Annotated in this window: 16 protein-coding genes; 9 read left to right on the top strand and 7 right to left on the bottom strand. The window is 58.1% G+C overall.

Going from position 1 to position 16,987, the window contains the following annotated elements; translation table 11 throughout:
- Positions 1-462, top strand: coding sequence for a spore coat U domain-containing protein (locus HB376_RS37245; RefSeq protein ID WP_213768696.1), 462 nt, complete (start codon positions 1-3; stop codon positions 460-462).
- 437 nt (positions 463-899) lie between these two features.
- Here the strand turns inward: HB376_RS37245 and HB376_RS37240 are convergent, their stop codons facing one another.
- Complete coding sequence (locus HB376_RS37240; RefSeq protein WP_255631800.1) at positions 900-2,441, bottom strand: histidine kinase dimerization/phosphoacceptor domain -containing protein; 1,542 nt, start codon at positions 2,439-2,441, stop codon at positions 900-902.
- Positions 2,442-2,791: 350 nt separating this feature from the next.
- Between HB376_RS37240 and HB376_RS37235 the strand changes: the two genes are divergently transcribed.
- The 4 genes from HB376_RS37235 (at position 2,792) to HB376_RS37220 (ending at position 6,664) form a co-directional block, all read left to right on the top strand.
- Positions 2,792-4,741 carry a PAS domain-containing sensor histidine kinase gene (locus HB376_RS37235; protein WP_255631799.1) on the top strand — a complete coding sequence of 650 codons (1,950 nt, stop codon included), beginning with the start codon at positions 2,792-2,794 and terminating at the stop codon, positions 4,739-4,741.
- Positions 4,742-5,236: 495 nt separating this feature from the next.
- The gene (locus HB376_RS37230; protein WP_213768694.1) at positions 5,237-5,692 is read left to right on the top strand and encodes a DUF2934 domain-containing protein; all 456 of its coding nucleotides are present in this window, start codon (positions 5,237-5,239) and stop codon (positions 5,690-5,692) included.
- Positions 5,693-5,992: 300 nt separating this feature from the next.
- On the top strand, positions 5,993-6,202 hold the full coding sequence (locus HB376_RS37225) for a hypothetical protein (RefSeq protein WP_213768693.1): 210 nt from the start codon (positions 5,993-5,995) through the stop codon (positions 6,200-6,202).
- Between the two features lie 282 nt (positions 6,203-6,484).
- Positions 6,485-6,664 carry a CsbD family protein gene (locus HB376_RS37220; protein WP_213768692.1) on the top strand — a complete coding sequence of 60 codons (180 nt, stop codon included), beginning with the start codon at positions 6,485-6,487 and terminating at the stop codon, positions 6,662-6,664.
- 484 nt (positions 6,665-7,148) lie between these two features.
- Here the strand turns inward: HB376_RS37220 and HB376_RS37215 are convergent, their stop codons facing one another.
- Genes HB376_RS37215 through HB376_RS37205 form a run of 3 tightly spaced genes read right to left on the bottom strand, consistent with a single transcriptional unit; the run spans position 7,149 to position 10,750 of the window.
- The gene (locus HB376_RS37215) at positions 7,149-8,780 is read right to left on the bottom strand and encodes a diguanylate cyclase (protein WP_213768691.1); all 1,632 of its coding nucleotides are present in this window, start codon (positions 8,778-8,780) and stop codon (positions 7,149-7,151) included.
- 24 nt (positions 8,781-8,804) lie between these two features.
- Complete coding sequence (locus HB376_RS37210) at positions 8,805-10,298, bottom strand: ATPase domain-containing protein (RefSeq protein ID WP_213768690.1); 1,494 nt, start codon at positions 10,296-10,298, stop codon at positions 8,805-8,807.
- On the bottom strand, positions 10,295-10,750 hold the full coding sequence (locus tag HB376_RS37205) for a hypothetical protein (RefSeq protein ID WP_213768689.1): 456 nt from the start codon (positions 10,748-10,750) through the stop codon (positions 10,295-10,297). The genes HB376_RS37210 and HB376_RS37205 overlap by 4 nt, the downstream gene beginning before the upstream one ends.
- Here HB376_RS37205 and HB376_RS37200 point away from each other — a divergent pair.
- Positions 10,749-10,892, top strand: a complete 144-nt coding sequence (locus tag HB376_RS37200) for a hypothetical protein (protein ID WP_213768688.1) — start codon at positions 10,749-10,751, stop codon at positions 10,890-10,892. The genes HB376_RS37205 and HB376_RS37200 overlap by 2 nt on opposite strands.
- Positions 10,893-11,004: 112 nt before the next feature.
- On the opposite strand, the gene HB376_RS37195 is transcribed toward HB376_RS37200, so the two are convergent.
- The 3 genes from HB376_RS37195 to HB376_RS37185 form a co-directional block, all read right to left on the bottom strand.
- Positions 11,005-11,427 (bottom strand): hypothetical protein, encoded by a 423-nt coding sequence (locus HB376_RS37195; RefSeq protein ID WP_213768687.1) that lies wholly within the window; start codon positions 11,425-11,427, stop codon positions 11,005-11,007.
- Positions 11,428-11,944: 517 nt separating this feature from the next.
- Positions 11,945-14,125: an EAL domain-containing protein gene (locus HB376_RS37190; RefSeq protein ID WP_213768686.1), complete on the bottom strand. Its 2,181-nt coding sequence runs from the start codon at positions 14,123-14,125 to the stop codon at positions 11,945-11,947.
- Between the two features lie 163 nt (positions 14,126-14,288).
- Positions 14,289-14,645 carry a response regulator gene (locus HB376_RS37185; protein WP_213768685.1) on the bottom strand — a complete coding sequence of 119 codons (357 nt, stop codon included), beginning with the start codon at positions 14,643-14,645 and terminating at the stop codon, positions 14,289-14,291.
- A 187-nt stretch (positions 14,646-14,832) separates the two neighbouring features.
- On the opposite strand from HB376_RS37185, the gene HB376_RS41525 reads away from it, so the two are divergent.
- The 3 genes from HB376_RS41525 to HB376_RS41515 all read left to right on the top strand — a co-directional run.
- Entirely contained in the window at positions 14,833-15,207 is a 375-nt protein-coding gene (locus HB376_RS41525; protein WP_255631797.1) for a PAS domain-containing protein, read from the top strand.
- Positions 15,123-16,418 carry a PAS domain S-box protein gene (locus HB376_RS41520; protein WP_255631796.1) on the top strand — a complete coding sequence of 432 codons (1,296 nt, stop codon included), beginning with the start codon at positions 15,123-15,125 and terminating at the stop codon, positions 16,416-16,418. The genes HB376_RS41525 and HB376_RS41520 overlap by 85 nt, the downstream gene beginning before the upstream one ends.
- Positions 16,405-16,987 (top strand): response regulator (locus HB376_RS41515; protein ID WP_255631804.1); only part of this gene is annotated, 583 nt, incomplete at its 3' end. The genes HB376_RS41520 and HB376_RS41515, both read left to right, overlap by 14 nt.

The following is a 16,987-nucleotide window of genomic DNA, read 5'->3' as shown; positions in this document are numbered from 1 at the left end:
ATGAAACTGCTCAAGTTCGTGGTACTGACATTGGCAATATCTGCGTGCATAACCGCCAACGCGGACCCCACATGCACGGTTTCGGCGAGCGGGGTGGCGTTTGGAAATTACAACCCCCTCGCCAATGCCAACTCTGACAGTACCGGCTCTGTGAGTGTGACTTGCACCGGCTCCGCAACCGCGACATACACCATCGCGGCTTCCGCGGGCACCGGCACCTATCTGACCAGGAAGCTGGTATCAGGTAGCCAACTGCTCAGTTATAACGTTTATATTGACAATACCCGAACGACGATCTGGGGCGATGGAAGCTCGGGCACCAGTTTAATTTCCGGAAATATCACTGCGACCTCTGGCGGAGCCACCCAGCCATCGACTGTATATGGACGCATTCCTTCTGGTCAGCAAACAGCGAGCGTTGGATCGTACAGCGACATATTAACTGTGACGGTGACGTATTGACCCGTAGCCTCACAGCGATTCACTCGACGATTGGGTACTTCGACAGAAACGCGATTCGTCGCTCAATTTCTCGTTCAGCGTCAAAATCATCCGCGACATGCAGCTCTGCCGCGATTCGCCGCCGGCGTATGGCGTGTGGTTGCTGATTAATCGAGATTCTCCTTGAAATGCGTTCCCCATGGGTATTGAAGGCGCCGAATAAACCTTCTTCATGAAGGTGTCCCAGACGACACTGCGGAGGAGCGACGTACCCGACATCGTCTTTCACGTCGTCGGATACGCGTCACAACCTGATGTTGCGCAGAGCAGCGGGTGACGCCAGGCGCTACAGAGTGGTTCCACAGATAAGTGTAGCTATTATTGTGGGAGTGAGTGAGCAGGGGAAAATGAACGGCGGCAAATTTCACCCGGAAACTTACATATACCGCACCTCGCGATTATCTGACAGTCTTAAATTTCACCGCGATTTTGCTGAAAGGGACGGAGCGATCAACTGCAATCGCGTCTTGCCCAAAGCCGGAGTATGTCCTCACCAGTCTCATCCCGAGGCCGGTGCCTTGCGGCTTTGGAAACGAGTCTGGAAATCCATCACCTTCGTCACAGACGACGAGTTCGACGGCGTCCGTGGTTCGCTCCAGCGTGACGCTCACCTTCCCCTTTCCATATTTCAACGCATTGGTCACGAGTTCGCAGGCAATCAGACCAAGCGGAGCGAGCCGCGCTGCCGGAAGAATTAACGACTTCGCTGAAAGTTCGATGGGACGATCATTGAACGCTGCGCGTAAATCGTCGATCAGGCCTTCCAGATACAACGCCGCATCGGTCGCTTCGGCCCCGTCCGCTTTATAAAGGCGCTCGTGGACCGAACCAACTGTCGAGACCCGGTTGGCGGCGATTCGCAACTGGCTCTTGACTTCTTCCTCGACGGCCAAGTTGGCTTGCAAGAACAGAAGCGTTTGTACGAGCTGAAGGCTGTTACGTACGCGGTGGTGCACCTCCTTCATCATCATTTCGCTCGAATCGAGCTGATTCTCGCGTGCTTCGATGAGCTGCGCCAGCAGCTCCTCGTGTTTGCGGCGCTCCGTGATGTCGCGAGCGACCGTGACGACGCGTTCGATTTCACCGTCGTCTGAGACGATTGGCGCAATGGATACGTCCCACCAACGGGCTTGGCCCTTTTGCGTTGGCCGAGAGGCTTCGAAGCGCGCCGACCCGCCTGCGAACGCTTGTTCAAGGGCTTGTTCGACCTGCGCATAGGCGAGCTCAGGCCACAACGTTATCCATGGTTTGCCCTCGACCAGGGTCGGATCATCGATCTCCATTTGCTGAAGGGCGCTCAAATTCGTGAACTCTATCACCCCGCTTTTCGACAGGACCTTGATGCTATCCGGGCTGGCGTTGAGCACGCTCGCTGAAAACGCCTCGGACGCATGGGCCTGCGAATCGGCCATAAGCCGTTCCAGGGTCATCGAGATGACGTTGGCTACACCCTCGAGAAACACGAGGTCGCTTTCAGTGAACTCGTCGCCGTCGGGACTATCCGCCTCGAGCACGCCCCAGCTTGTCGGCGTACTTCTAATGGGAACATTGATCGCCCGTTCAATGCCGTACTTCGCCAAGATCCGAGGTGTGCGAAATCGATGCTCCTGGCCCAGGTGATTGGAGATCACCGGCCGACCATTGGCGAAGGCGAAACCCGCAGGACTGGCATCGTCCGCACCCAGCCGCGTGTGTCCGATGTCGGAGCGATCCCAACCGACCCCTGTTTCCAGCACGAACTCGTTCTCGTCCGGCAGATACTTGAGAACCTTGGCAAAACGTGAATTCATGCCTTGCGACACCACTTGGCACGCTTCGCTCAGGACCGCCTCGAGTGTAGGCTCTTTCAATGCCCACATGCCGAAGCGCACAGCCAACTCGTGTTGACGACGCAGGCGTGTCGCCGAAATCTGTGTCGCGCTCCTGACTACCTCGGACATCGGTAGATTTTCCATTTTCGTAAGTTCATTTCATGGCAATTTAGCCGATTTCGCTATTGTGACCGATTTCATTGAACGCGCGGCTGCGCTCACGCACCCAACTTGGAGGCTGTCCGCAGTGCAAGCTGGGACACCGTTCCTTTTCGTTCAGTAACTGCAAAGGACCACGAATTTGACTGCGGTGGGCAGGAATGCTTATTGCAGGTGGGATCCCGACACGCCCTCCCGTCAAGTCGCGCGCCCCCCTGCCTGGGCGGGCAATCCACGTTCCGGTGCCGCCGCGATGGATCATTGCCGTTCAGTCGAACCCCGCAAAGGGTTGATAGCGCGTCGCAAAATATAAAAGTCTAATGAAGCAAAAGACCTCTGGCCTTAATTCAGCCCGCACGCAAGGCAACGCTAGCGGTCCTATCGACTACCGTGCCATGGTTGCGTCGATCGACGACTGTGCGATTTTCATGCTCGACTGCGATGGGAACGTGCTCAACTGGAACGCCGGGGCGGCGCGGCTCAAAGGCTACACGGAGGACGAAATCGTCGGCACTCATTTCTCCTGCTTCCACACGCCCGAAAGGGTTGCCGAAGGTTGGCCAACTCTTGAACTCGAGCGCGCACTGGCATACGGGCGTTTTATGGACGCGGGTTGGCGCGTACGCAAGGACGGGACGAAGTTTTGGGCGAACGTGACGCTCACCCTATTACGCGATGACGACGGTGAGCCGATCGGTTACGTGAAGATGGTCCGAGACGTGACAGCGCATCGGGAAGAAGAGGAGCGGTTGCGCCACATCGACGAGCGCTTTAGACTTCTCGTCGAAAGCGTGAAGGATTATGCGATTTTCATGCTCGATCCGGACGGCCACGTGCGATCGTGGAATGCGGGCGCAGCGTACATCAAAGGATATCGCCCGGAGGAAATCATCGGGCAACACTTCTCCGTCTTCTATAGCGCGGACGACATTGCCAGCGGCAGACCGGTCAGGCAGCTTGCGATTGCCCGTGAGCAGGGCCGCATTGAGGACGAGGGCTGGAGAGTGCGCAAGGATGGCTCGATGTTTTGGGCCAACGTCGTCATCGCCGCCATTCGTGACGAGCAGGGCCTGCTACGCGGGTTCGCCAAGGTGACGCGCGATATGAGCGAGCGCAAAAAGTTTGAGGAACTGGAGCAGTCGAGCCGCCGCGTGAACGAGTTCATCGCGACACTTGCCCATGAACTGCGTAATCCGCTCGCACCGATCCGCAATGCGGTCAACGTCATGGCGTTGGAGCCCGGTCTGAGTGCAACGATCACGCACTGCCGCGACATGATCGATCGGCAGATCTCTCATCTCACGCGGCTTGTGGATGACCTGCTGGATATGGGTCGCATTACCACGGGGAAGATCGAGCTTCGTGTTGCATCGCTTGACATCGCCGACGTCGTAGCGCGAAGTGTCGAGGGGGTGCGGGCCTTCACGTCGGAGCGGCGACAGAGCATTGACATCGATCTACCGGTGCAAACCGTCACGCTCAAAGGTGACATGACGAGGCTTGTGCAGGTCGTCCAGAACTTGCTCAATAATGCATCGAAGTTTTCTCGAAACGGCACTCGGATCAAGCTGGATATCGAAGTTCAGGATCGAAACGTGATGCTGCGCGTGAGTGACCAGGGACGAGGTATTCCGAAAGAGTCCCTCGATTCGATCTTTAATCTGTTTGTCCAGGAAGATCACCATCTCAACCCGGGCGATACGGGCCTTGGGATCGGACTGACCTTGTGCCGTTCGCTCGTCCAACTTCACGGTGGTGCGATATCTGCGGCGAGCGACGGTCGAGGTCTGGGAAGCACATTCACAGTACGATTGCCGCTTTTGTCGATCTCGGAAACGCGTGATGCAGAGCAGTTAGCCTTGGGACCCGAGGAGTCGGTCAGAGGCCCCTTATTACGGGTGTTGATCATTGACGATAACCGGGATTCCGCAGATAGTCTGGCGATGCTGATGACGCTCAAAGGATGCGAGGTACGGGTCGCATACCACGGCGTCGAGGGGCTGGCCAGTGCGGAGCGGTTCATGCCGCATGCGGTATTCGTCGACTTGGCGATGCCGGGTCTGGACGGGTTCGACGTTTTGGATCGACTGCGAGCGCAATCCACATTTGCCAACACGACCGTGGCTGCCGTGACCGGATACGGGCAGTTGAGCGATCGCACCCGTTCGCTCTCCAGGGGCTTCGATGCACATCTTGTTAAACCTGTCGATCTTGCCTTGCTCGACGACGTGTTGATGCGAGCTGAAAGCAGGCGCTTGGCGGCGCGCTAATACTCGATGGAACTTCAACGCTAAAGTACTCATGCCGATGTGGTCAGCGGTTTCAGGCGCGGTTGAATCGGTGTGTCGAACGCGCGCCATCTCCTAGTTGCGGCGGGGTCGTCGGACAGACGAGCTTGCAGGCCGTGCGCTCCCCGCCGGGCGCATATCAATCTGACGCCGAATGTGACGCCAGTACTATGTGGGTCTTCCGGACGGCAGCCGGTACGGGTACCGTGAATGTCGGGGTGAACGACCGGATGTCGATTCAGAGATTGCTCGTGAATAACGCGCAGTCGAAGGGGGCCAGGTCAAGTTTCAGACCGCCTGTCCAGGAGCCTGAGATAAATACCTTAGCGATCTCATAGCAGCAAAATTCGGTTTTGGATTGGTTGAAAACCGTGTTAATTTAATTCGGTTGCGGCGGTAAATAGCGGCCCATGAATAGTTGCCGGTAAGCGCTGTTCCAGCGCATGGCCGTTTGACAAAGACGTTGGAGATTCGAAGATGGCTGAGCGCTTGGTTGACGTATTGGACAGCAGCGGTTCTGTCATTCACACCTACCCGGTCACGCTTGGGGAGTTGGGGAATGTAGCGGACGACGCTGAGTATTTGAGGAAGGCACTGGAGGCGGCCGCCAGCGGGCGATTGGTTCCCGACACTGAACTTGGCGGACTCAAGGCGAGAATCCACGTCGCACGAAGCGGCCAAATGGCTACTTACGGCGACGATCTGGATCGCGATTCAGAAACGAAAACCGGGTTGGGACAGAAAGTTCGTGAGCGTGCCTATTTCCTTTGGGAAAAAGACGGTCGTCCGTCGGGCCACGCTGAGGAACATTGGCAACGCGTACTGGACGAACATCTGCGCGAGCGGGCCTACGTGCTATGGCAGCAAGAGGGAAGCCCGGAAGGCCATGCAGACGAATACTGGTACCGGATCAAGGAGTTCGAGGCTCAGTGATTCGTCTCTGACCGGGTGCGGGCGTAAAATCTCCGCTGGTCTATGACCAATAGAACGGCATGAAAAGAGGCGTCGCGTTCGGCGAATACCGATAGCGTGAAGGATTCTCAGCATCGAAGGTGGACGCCCGTTGACCAAACCCCGTATCGCCAGGCATGTAATTTCTTAACGATCGCTCTCGTTGATGAAAGCGCTAGCATGTCTCTTTTTCAGACGGCTTCGGAACCCGGGATTATTGACGCTGTACTGACTTGGTTTTCGTCTCGCGACCCCTGCTAACGTACAGCGTGGAAATCCCGGGTGCATACAGTGCCTGGAGACGGTAATCCAGATCAACGAGCGGTTTCAAAAATCATCGATCAGGCGTTGCTCGACATTGCTCGGCAACTCGGTACTTGCTTGAAACGTAGCTACCGGACCTGCGACGCGATTGACGCGTCGAACAAGGCGCTGACAGCCTTTAGGCCTGCGGCGGTTGCGCTGACGATCGCACCGGGCAAGCGCAACTGATGGACGAAGCGCCGGAGCGTGAAGAAACTGACGCTGCGTGGCGCCGACAAGGGCTATCTGTGTTGGACATTCGACCGATCAAGGGATCGCTTCGGTGCGAAGTCGTTGGTGAGGACGACACGCCAGAGACTAGCGGCGGCCGGCTCCCCAAGCGGTCTGGGACGGGGGGGGCCGACGAACGGGAGTACAGGGCATGCTCAAGCGCGCCTTAATAACTGATTGGGTCTGCTTCTTGCGCTCTTGTTATGCGGTCGAATTAGCGGCCGCTTATGGAGATTCACCATGAACAAAGATCAGGTTGACGGAACGGTCGAGAAGGTCAAGGGCAAGGTCAATGAAGTCATCGGCAAAGTCACAGGCGATAAGGCCCAAGAGGTAAAAGGTGACGTTCAACAAGGCGCCGGCGAAGCTCAAACGCACCACGGTGACGCAAAAGAAACCGTCAAGAAAAACGCGCCATAGACAGCGACGCTGTGAACGCGCTCAGTCCTGGCAAATGAGATGGCGACCGCGCTTGCAGCGGGAATTGGGACTGACCGGTTCGCGCTGAGGTGTTCGCTACAGAACCGCGATTCCGGTCAGCCGGGTAACCGAACGCGAGGTATGTGGAAATTGTCGGTCGCCGAAAGATTTTTAAAGGATTCGGGGTTTCGATCTGGCCCCGGCCCCCGACCAAAGCGAATGGCATGGACTTAGCGGCCCGGCTCGATTTTCGCGAAGAAGTTTCCCGCCGGGCGAAGGGTACGCTTGGAAAGAGGTGAGGCGTGGGAAGGACAACCAGGGCTGCCGGTCCCTGGGTGCGCGAGCGATATCCAAGACATTGCATTTTCAGCATGGCCGCTCAGGAATTTATCGAACATGAACTACTATGAACTTGCGAACGGATTAGTTTGGACTACACAGGACCCGCGCAATCGATCCGAGAAGCACGGTTCTTCGACCACACTCATTTTTGATCAGTGATCGCAGACGCAGCTTTTGGAAGCATCACAATAAACTGGCTGCCGCATCCACTGCCAACGCTGCTTGCCACAACTTTGCCGCTATGCGCTTCGACCAGTTCGCGCACTACCGTGAGCCCGATACCCAGGCCGACACCGTTGAAACCGATGGCCTGTGTGTCCTGCACGAATGGCTCGAAGACCTTGGGCAGCGCCTCGGCTGTGATCCCTATTCCATTGTCAGACACCGTCGCCACAATCGCGTCATCGACCACCGATACTGATAGCTCGATCCGTCCTCCGTTCGGCGTGTACTTGGAAGCGTTATCGAGCAGGTTGGTGAAGACTTGCGTAAGACGCACAGAGTCACCGTCGATGTCCAGCGCGCATGAAGGCATCTGGACATCGAAATGCTGTCGGCGAGTCTCTATCGCGGGTCCGCATGCATCGGCTGCTGCAGCAATCACCACCTTTATATCAACTAACCCGTGTTCTAATCGCAACTTGCCGGTATTGACACGTGATACATCGAGCAGGTCACCGACCAACCGAGACATATGCGCTACCTGGCGTTCAATGATGGCTTGCACCCTCGCCAGCAGTGGCTCGTCCGAACGAAGATGTCCCAACATTTCCGCCGCGGTGCGTATAGGTGAGAGGGGGCTGCGTAATTCGTGCGCTATCACGGCTAGAAACTCAGTCTGCCGCCGTTGCGCATCTTCCGCGGCGGCTTGCAGCTCTTGAGCGGTAAGTGCGGCGAGTACTAACCGCTCATTGGCTTCTCGCAGTTGACCGTACCTGTGCTCATGCTCAGCGTGTACCAATGTGTCGTCATCCAAAGCATGCTTGTCTGATTCGAGCAACGGAAGTTCAGGGCTTTGCTCGCCGACAGGGTCACAATCATGAAAGGCGAAGCTGCGCAATCCGTGCCGCTTTGCGCGATACATGGCAGCATCCGCTCGATCAATGAGCGTATCCGCGTCTTCCCCGTCGTCAGGATAGACACTGATGCCAATGCTCGCCGTCAGGCAAAGGACGTGTTCGCCGACGCGGCAAGGAATCCCGAGTTCGGTGAGCAATTTGCCGGCAACCAAAGTCATGTCTGCGCGCGATACCTCGGTCAGCAGGATCATAAATTCGTCACCGCCATAGCGGCTCACCGTGTCCACGTCCCGCACGGACGATGCGAGGCGGCGTGCAACCAGCTTGAGTACGCGATCGCCCACGGCATGGCCGAGCGTGTCGTTGATATGCTTGAAATCGTTTAGATCGATAAACAGCAACCCTAACTGATAGCAATGGCGCCTCGCGTGGGCGGCGGCCCGCGCAAATCGATTGAGCAGGAGCACGCGGTTAGGGAGTTCTGTTAAGACGTCGAGCTCAGCCTGTCGGGACATGTCACGCAGCTTGCGAGCGGTTGTCTCAGCGTCAGTCTGAGTGCGCAGCGCTGCGATGACCAACTGCTCGTTAGCCTCAAGAAGCTGAGACGGCGGTACGCCGTTAAGTCGGCCTTGTGCTTCAACCATGTCCTGCTGCAGACGACCCAGATCTGCGCGCGCGTCTACCACCTGCGAGCGTACATGAGCAAGTTCACGCGTCGCGTTGAACAACTGCCTTTCCAGGTCAGAGGCATTCATGGTGATGGATTGGAATAGGGCATGTCATTCATTGTTCGCATCGACCTCCGAATGAGGTGAATCGGCGGGATGCTTTCTCGTCGGTCTGCCGCCAAGCAAACCTTCCTGGTTGGGCAGCATGTGACCGATGCGGATGCCGTCATCGTCGATGCTGAACTCGCGCAACTCATCGGAATGGGCACTTGCCCGTAACTTCACCACCGCGATGACGCGCCGCAGCCGGCTTTCAACCTCGATATAACGCTGCACGATGATGGAGTCAGTGAGGAACGCTGTGCCATAAGGGCTGAAACGCAGATCAGTGTAACGGTCTTCGAGCTCGGAAGTCATCAGCACGGTGACACCCGCTCCCGATAGAGCGGTGACCAGACGTGCCAACGATTCGCGAAAATCATCCCGAAAAGTTGGGGCCAGCGCGAGCTCGAAACCGGAGAGCGAATCGATGACAACCCGGCTCGCGTTGAGGCGGCGGATCTCCCTAAGCAGCAACCCGACGATCTCATCGATCGAGAGATCGGGCGCTCGAGTATCGACGAGACCAACGCGACCGCTATCAATCAGCTCGGCCAGTATGCGATTGCGAGAGCGGCCACGGCGCTGTTCGAAAGCGGCAATGACGCCGGTCTCACCAGATCGCGCGCCCTCCGCGAGGAATGATGCAGCCAGGATGCTCTTGCCCGATCCCGAAGGGCCAGCGACGAGCATCGAATATCCACGTGGCAGGCCGCCGCCAAGCATTTCATCTAGCCGTGGCACGCCCATCAGCAGACGAGAACCAAGAGGATTCGCGCTCGTGTCTGAATCCATGGGAGTCGCAACGCCTGCCGGGGCGAACACCTCAATCCCCGCGTCGCTGATGCGAAACGAGTGGAGTCCTGGCAGCGTCGGCTGTCCTCGCATCTTCATAATTTCCATCTTGCGGACCATAGAATTGCGCTGCACGCTCTGGCGCAGCCAGATCAGTCCATCCGCCACCGTGAATACCGGATTGGCATCGGTTTCGGTAAAGTATTCGCCGATCAGGAAGGTCGTGGCCTGCCAACTCGTCATCAGCATCGCGAGTTGCTGCATGAATTGCTGCAGACCGTTGTGCGGGTCTCCCGAGGTCTTGCTTGCCAACACGACGGAGCGAAACGAGTCCACGAAAACGAGTGAAGGGCTATGTGTTTGGACTTCTTCAGCGATGCGGCGGAGTACTTGGTCGAGATCACCCGCGAGCGTCTCTTCTGCCAGGTTGACAAAGCGAATCGAGCGGTTAATCAACTCGCTGTCAAAGAAATCGAACTGCTGCTGATAGCGCAGCATCTTTAGCGGTGGCTCGCCGAGTACCGTCAAATAAAGCGCTGGACGCTCCGGCGTCGCTAGCGCAAACATGATCTGATGGGCAAGCGTTGTCTTGCCGCAGCCGGGTTGCCCCGCGATAAGGTTGAACGAGAATTCCGGCAGTCCGCCGCCGAGCACTTCATCCATGCCGGGCACGCCAGTGGACAAGCGGTTGATGATTACTTTGCTGGTCATGACGAGGTGTCCTGCGCGGATGGGCCGGTTAAACAGTGGGCCCACACGGAACGAAGCAGTCGTTCGGTAAGGGAGGATCCGATGAGGCTAGCCAGCAATTCGTAGAACGTCTGTAGGAAAGCGCCGCCGGCGGCGGCGGCGTCTGCGCCGCTTTGCTGGGAGAGCACAATTTTCAGGGCGTCCAGATCGGTGCCCGGGTGCACATTTTCAAGCGCATGCACGAGCCACGAATAGGTTGAACCGGTGAGATGCAGACTGCGCTTGTACAGCGCTGCAACGCCCTGCTGACCAAGGATCGGGGTCAGGGCATGGTCGATTTCCAGCCACGTCGAAGCTATCGCGTCGGCGATGTGCGATGAATTTGCACCCTCTTTGGCGCGGCGCGCTAGAGCCGCTACAATTTTATGGCTCTCTTTACTTTCCATGACGGCGTCGCTGATCGTTTGGCACATGTTACTCCTTATGCCGCCGCCGACGTCGCGGTTGAAGATGGGGCGCGTGGTTGCGTGGTTCCACTGGAGTCAGGCCACGAACCTGGACCTGACGATGAACGCTGAATATTCCGGTTTGGCGGGCGATAAATCGTTGCCGTAATTTCTCTCGCCAACACTAGACGTGGGCATACTTTGGAAATTGCTGAATAAGGCTCAATGGGCAAACGTTGAAGATCTCCACGCGCCGATGCGTCGGTTATTAATGAGCCTGGTCAATTGTCTGCGCGAAACGTCTCGGCAAGGTTTGGGAAATCTCCCCCTTCAAGTATGCGCGACAGTCGCGCTTTCGCTGCGACGATCCTATGAACCGGAACCGCTGCGAGTTGCGCGTCGTATAACTCTAATACCGTCTGGATTGCCTGACAGTCGATTTCGCTCAGGATCCACTTACCGGTTATTGCGGCGTCCAGGATGCTCCCTTTGAGACCTTGCTCCGCTGCGATGACGTTCTCCAATGTTGCGTGGGCGTTTTCAGGATCGCGCAACAAGTGGGTCAGGTAGACGGTCTTCAGCAACTCGCCCGCGAGATCGATATTGCCTTGTCCTTGCCGCAAGGCGACGAGCGCCAGGTGGTTTTGCAGGGAGACGGTTCGAGCGGCGGCCGCTGCTGTGGGGAGCAGCATCTCGCGGGTCATCGGAGGTGTCTTACGCGAGGGCGCGGGTTTGCGCTTTCGGGATTTTCCAGCCATGAGGTGCTTTTTTCGTCAGTTTGTCATTGCCGATCGGTTTGCTATAGGTACAAGTCCATTGACGATATTTATTGACTAAGCAACGCCGCTCTGCTCCAACGGACGGAAAATACCGGCTAAGAAGCAAGCAACGACAAATATGTGTTCGCAAGCCGAAAACTCGTGGTACCTCCCTTTCGCGTCCGACATTCAGCGCTTCTTCCCAATTCATCATCGACCACGGTGCAGCATCCAAAGCCTATTTTGCATCGGTGCGGTCTTGTTTTCGGCCTCAGTCAATGAACAGGAGGCGGGGGCGCGAGCATTCCTTCGTGAGCTGGTAGGAAGAGATAACATTTCGCCCCCATCGCCGCGTTAAGCGCTTCAAACGACAGTCCAGCTCGGAACCTTGACACGCTTGCAGAAAAGAGTCTGCAAAGTGTGCTCCTATGGCCAATGTCTGGAACAGGCATCGGCGTGTTAGCTATTGACCGGACGCGCTGGCCAGCGAATCGCCCAGTACAAACTGCCGGGTAAAGTCATCTGCGGGCATCGGTCTGCCGAACAGGAAGCCCTGTGCCGTCGCGCATCCCTTTTTACGCAATCGCGTCGCCTGCTCCTCCGTTTCCACGCCCTCGGCGATGACCTCAAGACCGAAGCTGTGTCCCAGATACAGGATCGCCCGAACGATGGCGGCGTCTGGAGGTGACTCCAGCATGGCTCTTACGAACGTCTGGTCAATCTTCAACCGCGACAGCGGATAGCGTTTGAGCATGCTGAGGGACGCGTAGCCAGTGCCATAGTCGTCAAAGGCAATACCCACGCCGAGTTCGTGCAATTCCCGCAGTGGTCGGAGCATGTGCTCGTCGTGGCGCAGGATGATGTTCTCCGTGATCTCCAGTTCGAGCGCCGTCGGCGGAAGGTTGAACTCATCCAGCGCTTCCACGACCTTGTCCGCGAGGTCGCCCGCGCGAAATTGTGCGCCAAACAGGTTAATGCCCATGCGGAAATCGGGTGCTGGCGAGCCGCGCCATAACGCCGCCTGATGACAGGCGGTGCGGATGATCCAGTCGCCGATCTGGGGCGCCAGCAGGCCCGCTTCGATCGCAGGAAGAAATGCGCCGGGTCCGAGCAGGCCCTTTTCCGGATGATTCCACCTTAGCAATGCCTCGGCTCCCACGAGCGCGCCATCGCTCAGCCTTACCTGCGGCTGGTAGTACAGTTCGAACTCCTGCTCGCGGAAAGCCCTGGCGAGTTCGCCCTGATAGGCGCGCTTCAACGTCGCCGCCTCGCGCAGATCAGCACTGAAAAAACGCCGGCAATGCCGTCCTTCGCCCTTTGCCTGATAGAGCGCAAGGTCGGCGCTGGAGAGCAGCTCCCGCACCGTGAGCCCGTCCCCGGGGAACATCGCGACGCCAACGCTCGCACCGATGTTCACGGGCTGCCCGTCGATTGTCAGGAGCTGTGACACCGCGGCGATCACGCTGTCGGCGATGCGTCCGGCCGAGCTTGCGTCGGGAAGTCCCGGCAGCAGGATCGCAAATTCATCGCCGCCCATCCGAGCAACCGTATCGCCGGCTCGCGCGCAAGCCTGCAGTCGACGGGCGACATTGACCAGGACGGCGTCGCCGCCCGAATGGCCGAGGCTATCGTTGACGTCCTTGAACCCATCGAGATCCACCATCATCATGCAGGCTGACATCTCATCGCTGAGCGCCTGCTCTACGCGCTCGCGCAGCATTGTGCGGTTGGGCAATTCCGTGAGCGGATCGACGTGAGCCAGGCGGAATAATCGATCTTCGTTTTGACGCCGCTCCGTGATGTCGCGTAGGATGGCGCCGAAACTCGGCCGGCCGCCTTCGCGCCACATGGAGCCTGACAATTCGACCGGTATAGTCGTGCCATTGGCGGCACGCACCGTCATTTCCACCGTGCGCCCCTCTATCAGCGATTCACCGGCGGCCGCTAACTGGTAGAGGCGTGCAGTGAACTCCTCCGGCGCAATAAGATCGATGCTGTGTCCTAGTATCTCGTCGGCGCGATAACCCAGCAGCTTCTCGGCAGCCGGATTCCAGAATGTCGTACGTCCCTGGTAGTCAGCGCAGATGATTACATCGGGCGAGGTGCCTGCGATCTTCTCGAAGCGAAACTGGCTCGCACGCCGTGCCATTTCCAGCCGGCGAAGCTCGAGCTTGTCCAGTACGAGCGCGGCAAGATCGCGCAGGTTGCGTCTGTCATGCTCACTGAAGCTTTCGCGCGGCTGATGGCCAATGATGCACAGCGTGCCCAGCGACTGTCCGCCGGCGGTGCGCAGCGGCGCGCCCGCATAGAAACGGATAAACGGTGAGCCGGTCACCAGTGGGTTGTTTCGGAAGCGCAGATCCGTGCGGGCGTCCGGAACTATCATGATATCTTCGCCCTGCATCGCGTACGCGCAGAACGAGACGTCGCGCGAAGTTTCGCACACGTCCAGTCCAACGCTGGCAGCAAAAAGCTGCCGTTCGGCTTCGACCAGTGACACAAGAGCAATCGGAACCCCGAAAATGCTGGCGGCGAGCTGCACCAGACGATCAAAACCGGGGTCCGCGAGTGCAGATTGGACGCCGTATTCCGCAAGTGTCGCAAGACGGTTTTGTTCGTCTGTATATTCCGTAGTCGCTGACATACGCTCCTCCCTAGAAGCCGACTTTTTGCTTGGGCAGGCGCTAGGCGCCCACAGCACCACCCGGTGATGTAACCGTTACGGAAGAATTGTAAGATTCGTCTTTCCCTGCACAATCACTTGTCTCATATCCTCGGTGTGCCTTCCCTCGGTGTGCCGTCGCGATTTATCGGACCGCATCTGGAACCGCCGCACGGCGGAGCATATGGCGTTGGATAGGCCGCAGAAGTCGCGACACCGCAAAGGGCTTCTGCAGAAACTCATCAATGGGCAAGTTGATTGCTGGATGTACCGCACTCGTCATGAAAATCGGGATGTCGGCCAGTTCTGGCGTGCTCCTAAGTACCTGCACGAGGCGACTGCCGTCCATCAAAGGCATCATCCAGTCCGAGAGGACGACGTCAGGTCGCCATTGCGCAATCTGTTCGAGCGCGCGTATGCCATTCGACGCCGTGCGAACCTCCAGTCCGTTTTCCATCAGGGTGAGTTCGAGCGCCTCGACAATCGCGGGTTCATCGTCCACCAGCAATACTCTAATCATCCTCGCCCCCCATTAGTTCCGACGAAAGAAGCAAGTTCTGGTCCAATCATCAGCTGTTTCTGACGCGGATAGAATCGTCCGCGAAGCGCGGCAGCAATTCTGCGCTTTGCGATAAGGGCGTACCGGGGCGCACTGCTCGATAAAGACAGGCACGGATATTTAGGTACCGATGACATGCGCGACCTTCGAACTGCCACAGGGCGACGCCGACGATGATTGGGCGCGGCAATGGGTTGCATCGACCCTCGACTACTCGGTTTTTCAGATCACGACGGACGGCAAGATTGCCAGCTGGAACGAGGGCGGTATCCAGATCGAGGGGTACCAGCCCGAGGAAATCGTGGGACCGCCTTTTTCCGTTCTCTACACCGATAACGACCGTCGCAACGGCACCCCGGATTCAGTAATGGATAGTGTCCCCAAACAGGACGCCACGACGCGCACGGATGGCGCCGACGAATGGACGGCAGCACCTTCTGGGCAAGCATCGTCACGACCGCGCTGCGCGACCACCAGGGCGAGTTCAGCGGAATGGTCCAGATAGTGCGCGATGTCACTGAGAACCGCAGGGCACACGAGGCCGTGATCGAAAGCGAGCGGCGTTTCAGGTTGCTGGTGCAGGGAGTTACGGATTACGCCATCTTCATGCTTTCGCCAGGCGGCTATGTAACGAACTGGAACAACGGCGCACGACGGATCAAGGGCTATAGCGAGCAGGAAATCATCGGGTCACATTTTTCCCGCTTCTATTTGCCGGAAGACGCTGCGGCCGGGATACCGCAGCACGGTCTGGAGACAGCCGCCCGCGAGGGCCGCTTTGAGGCAGAAGGCTGGCGGGTACGCCGCGACGGGACGACTTTCTGGGCGCACGTGGTGATCGATGCCATCCGCGAAGACGACGGGACGCTCGTCGGGTTTGCGAAAATCACGCGGGACATTACCGAGCGGCGCAAGGCCAATGAGCTACTGGAGAAAACGCAGGCAGCGCTGTTCCAGGCGCAAAAAATGGAAGCAATTGGTAAGCTGACAGGCGGTGTCGCGCATGGCTTCAACAATGTGCTGCAGGTGCTCCGAGGCAATCTCGAACTATTGGAGAACCGGCATTGCCGGGACGTCTGGAGCGGCGAGCGACTCGCCCATGCAAGCGATGCCGTTGAGCAGGGCGCCAAATTAGCGTCACAACTGCTCGCGTTCGGTCGTCGACAGGCGCTGCGCCCGACTGTGGTCAACCTGGCAGCGATGGTGCGCGGAGTCGACAGCATGCTGGCCCGCGCGTTGGGCGAAACGGCCAACGTAGAGACGGTTGTCGTTGCCGGCCTGTGGAATACACTGGTCGATACGCATCAGTTGGAAAATGTGTTGCTGAACCTGGCGATCAACGCACGCGACGCGATGCCTACGGGCGGGCGCCTCACAATTGAACTGGCCAATGCGATGCTGGATGATCGCTATGTACGCCCCCTCAGTGATGTTCCGGCGGGCCAGCACATGATGCTTGGCGTGACCGATACCGGCAACGGCATGGCACCAGCCGTTGTCGAGCGCGCTTTCGTCCGTTCTTTACGACCAAGCCGGAGGGGAGGGCCTGGGTCTGAGCATGGCTTATGGCTTTGTCAAACAGAGCGGCGGACACATCGGGATCTACAGCGAAGTGGGACATGGAACGACCGTACGGATCTATCTGCCGAGATCAACGCAGGCGGCAGTCGATCCACTGGCGAGACACGAGCATCCAGTGACGATGGGGGGCCGTGAGACCATCCTGGTCGTGGAAGACGATGCCAGGGTTCAGTCGACGGTCGTCGCTATGCTCACAGCCTTGAGCTATTCCGTTCTGAAGGCCGACGATGCGGGGCAAGCGCTGACCGTGATCCGCAGCGGCGTTCACATCGACCTGCTGTTCACTGACGTTGTCATGCCCGGCGCGCTGCGCAGCCCCGAAATGGCTCGGCAGGCAACGCAGTTACGACTTCATCTGAAGGTTCTGTTCACTTCCGGCTACACGCAAAATGCAATCGTCCACGGAGGGCGACTGGACGCGGGCGTCGAGCTTCTCAGCAAGCCTTATAGCCGGGAAGAACTGGCGCATAAACTGCGCGACAGTCTCGGGACACCTGGAGGGACGATCCCAGCTACCGCAGACGGGTCCGACGCGGCGCAAGCCGATGGCGCACCGCTGCTGATAAAGGCCTTGCGCGTCCTCGTGATCGAGGATGATGCCGCTTCTTTGGATGCGGTTTGTGAAACTCTCCAGATGCTGGGTCACGGTCCAGCGAAGGCTGCAAATGCGACGCAGGCGATAGAGCGGCTGCGTACCGACAAGT

This window comes from Caballeronia sp. dw_19 (genome assembly GCF_018449515.1).
GTDB lineage: Bacteria > Pseudomonadota > Gammaproteobacteria > Burkholderiales > Burkholderiaceae > Caballeronia.
The sequence above is the reverse complement of the archived record's forward strand: the minus strand, read 5'-3'. Positions and strand labels throughout refer to the sequence as shown.

Excerpts from the sequence above, each read along its gene's own strand:
- HB376_RS41525 (WP_255631797.1), top strand. The coding sequence starts at position 14,833 with ATGACATGCGCGACCTTCGAACTGCCACAGGGCGACGCCGACGATGAT.
- HB376_RS37220 (WP_213768692.1), top strand. The coding sequence starts at position 6,485 with ATGAACAAAGATCAGGTTGACGGAACGGTCGAGAAGGTCAAGGGCAAG.
- HB376_RS37205 (WP_213768689.1), bottom strand. The coding sequence starts at position 10,750 with ATGTGCCAAACGATCAGCGACGCCGTCATGGAAAGTAAAGAGAGCCAT.
- HB376_RS37195 (WP_213768687.1), bottom strand. The coding sequence starts at position 11,427 with ATGACCCGCGAGATGCTGCTCCCCACAGCAGCGGCCGCCGCTCGAACC.
- HB376_RS37215 (WP_213768691.1), bottom strand. The coding sequence starts at position 8,780 with ATGAATGCCTCTGACCTGGAAAGGCAGTTGTTCAACGCGACGCGTGAA.
- HB376_RS37230 (WP_213768694.1), top strand. The coding sequence starts at position 5,237 with ATGGCTGAGCGCTTGGTTGACGTATTGGACAGCAGCGGTTCTGTCATT.
- HB376_RS37240 (WP_255631800.1), bottom strand. The coding sequence starts at position 2,441 with ATGTCCGAGGTAGTCAGGAGCGCGACACAGATTTCGGCGACACGCCTG.
- HB376_RS37210 (WP_213768690.1), bottom strand. The coding sequence starts at position 10,298 with ATGACCAGCAAAGTAATCATCAACCGCTTGTCCACTGGCGTGCCCGGC.
- HB376_RS37245 (WP_213768696.1), top strand. The coding sequence starts at position 1 with ATGAAACTGCTCAAGTTCGTGGTACTGACATTGGCAATATCTGCGTGC.
- HB376_RS41520 (WP_255631796.1), top strand. The coding sequence starts at position 15,123 with ATGGACGGCAGCACCTTCTGGGCAAGCATCGTCACGACCGCGCTGCGC.
- HB376_RS37190 (WP_213768686.1), bottom strand. The coding sequence starts at position 14,125 with ATGTCAGCGACTACGGAATATACAGACGAACAAAACCGTCTTGCGACA.
- HB376_RS37200 (WP_213768688.1), top strand. The coding sequence starts at position 10,749 with ATGTTACTCCTTATGCCGCCGCCGACGTCGCGGTTGAAGATGGGGCGC.
- HB376_RS37235 (WP_255631799.1), top strand. The coding sequence starts at position 2,792 with ATGAAGCAAAAGACCTCTGGCCTTAATTCAGCCCGCACGCAAGGCAAC.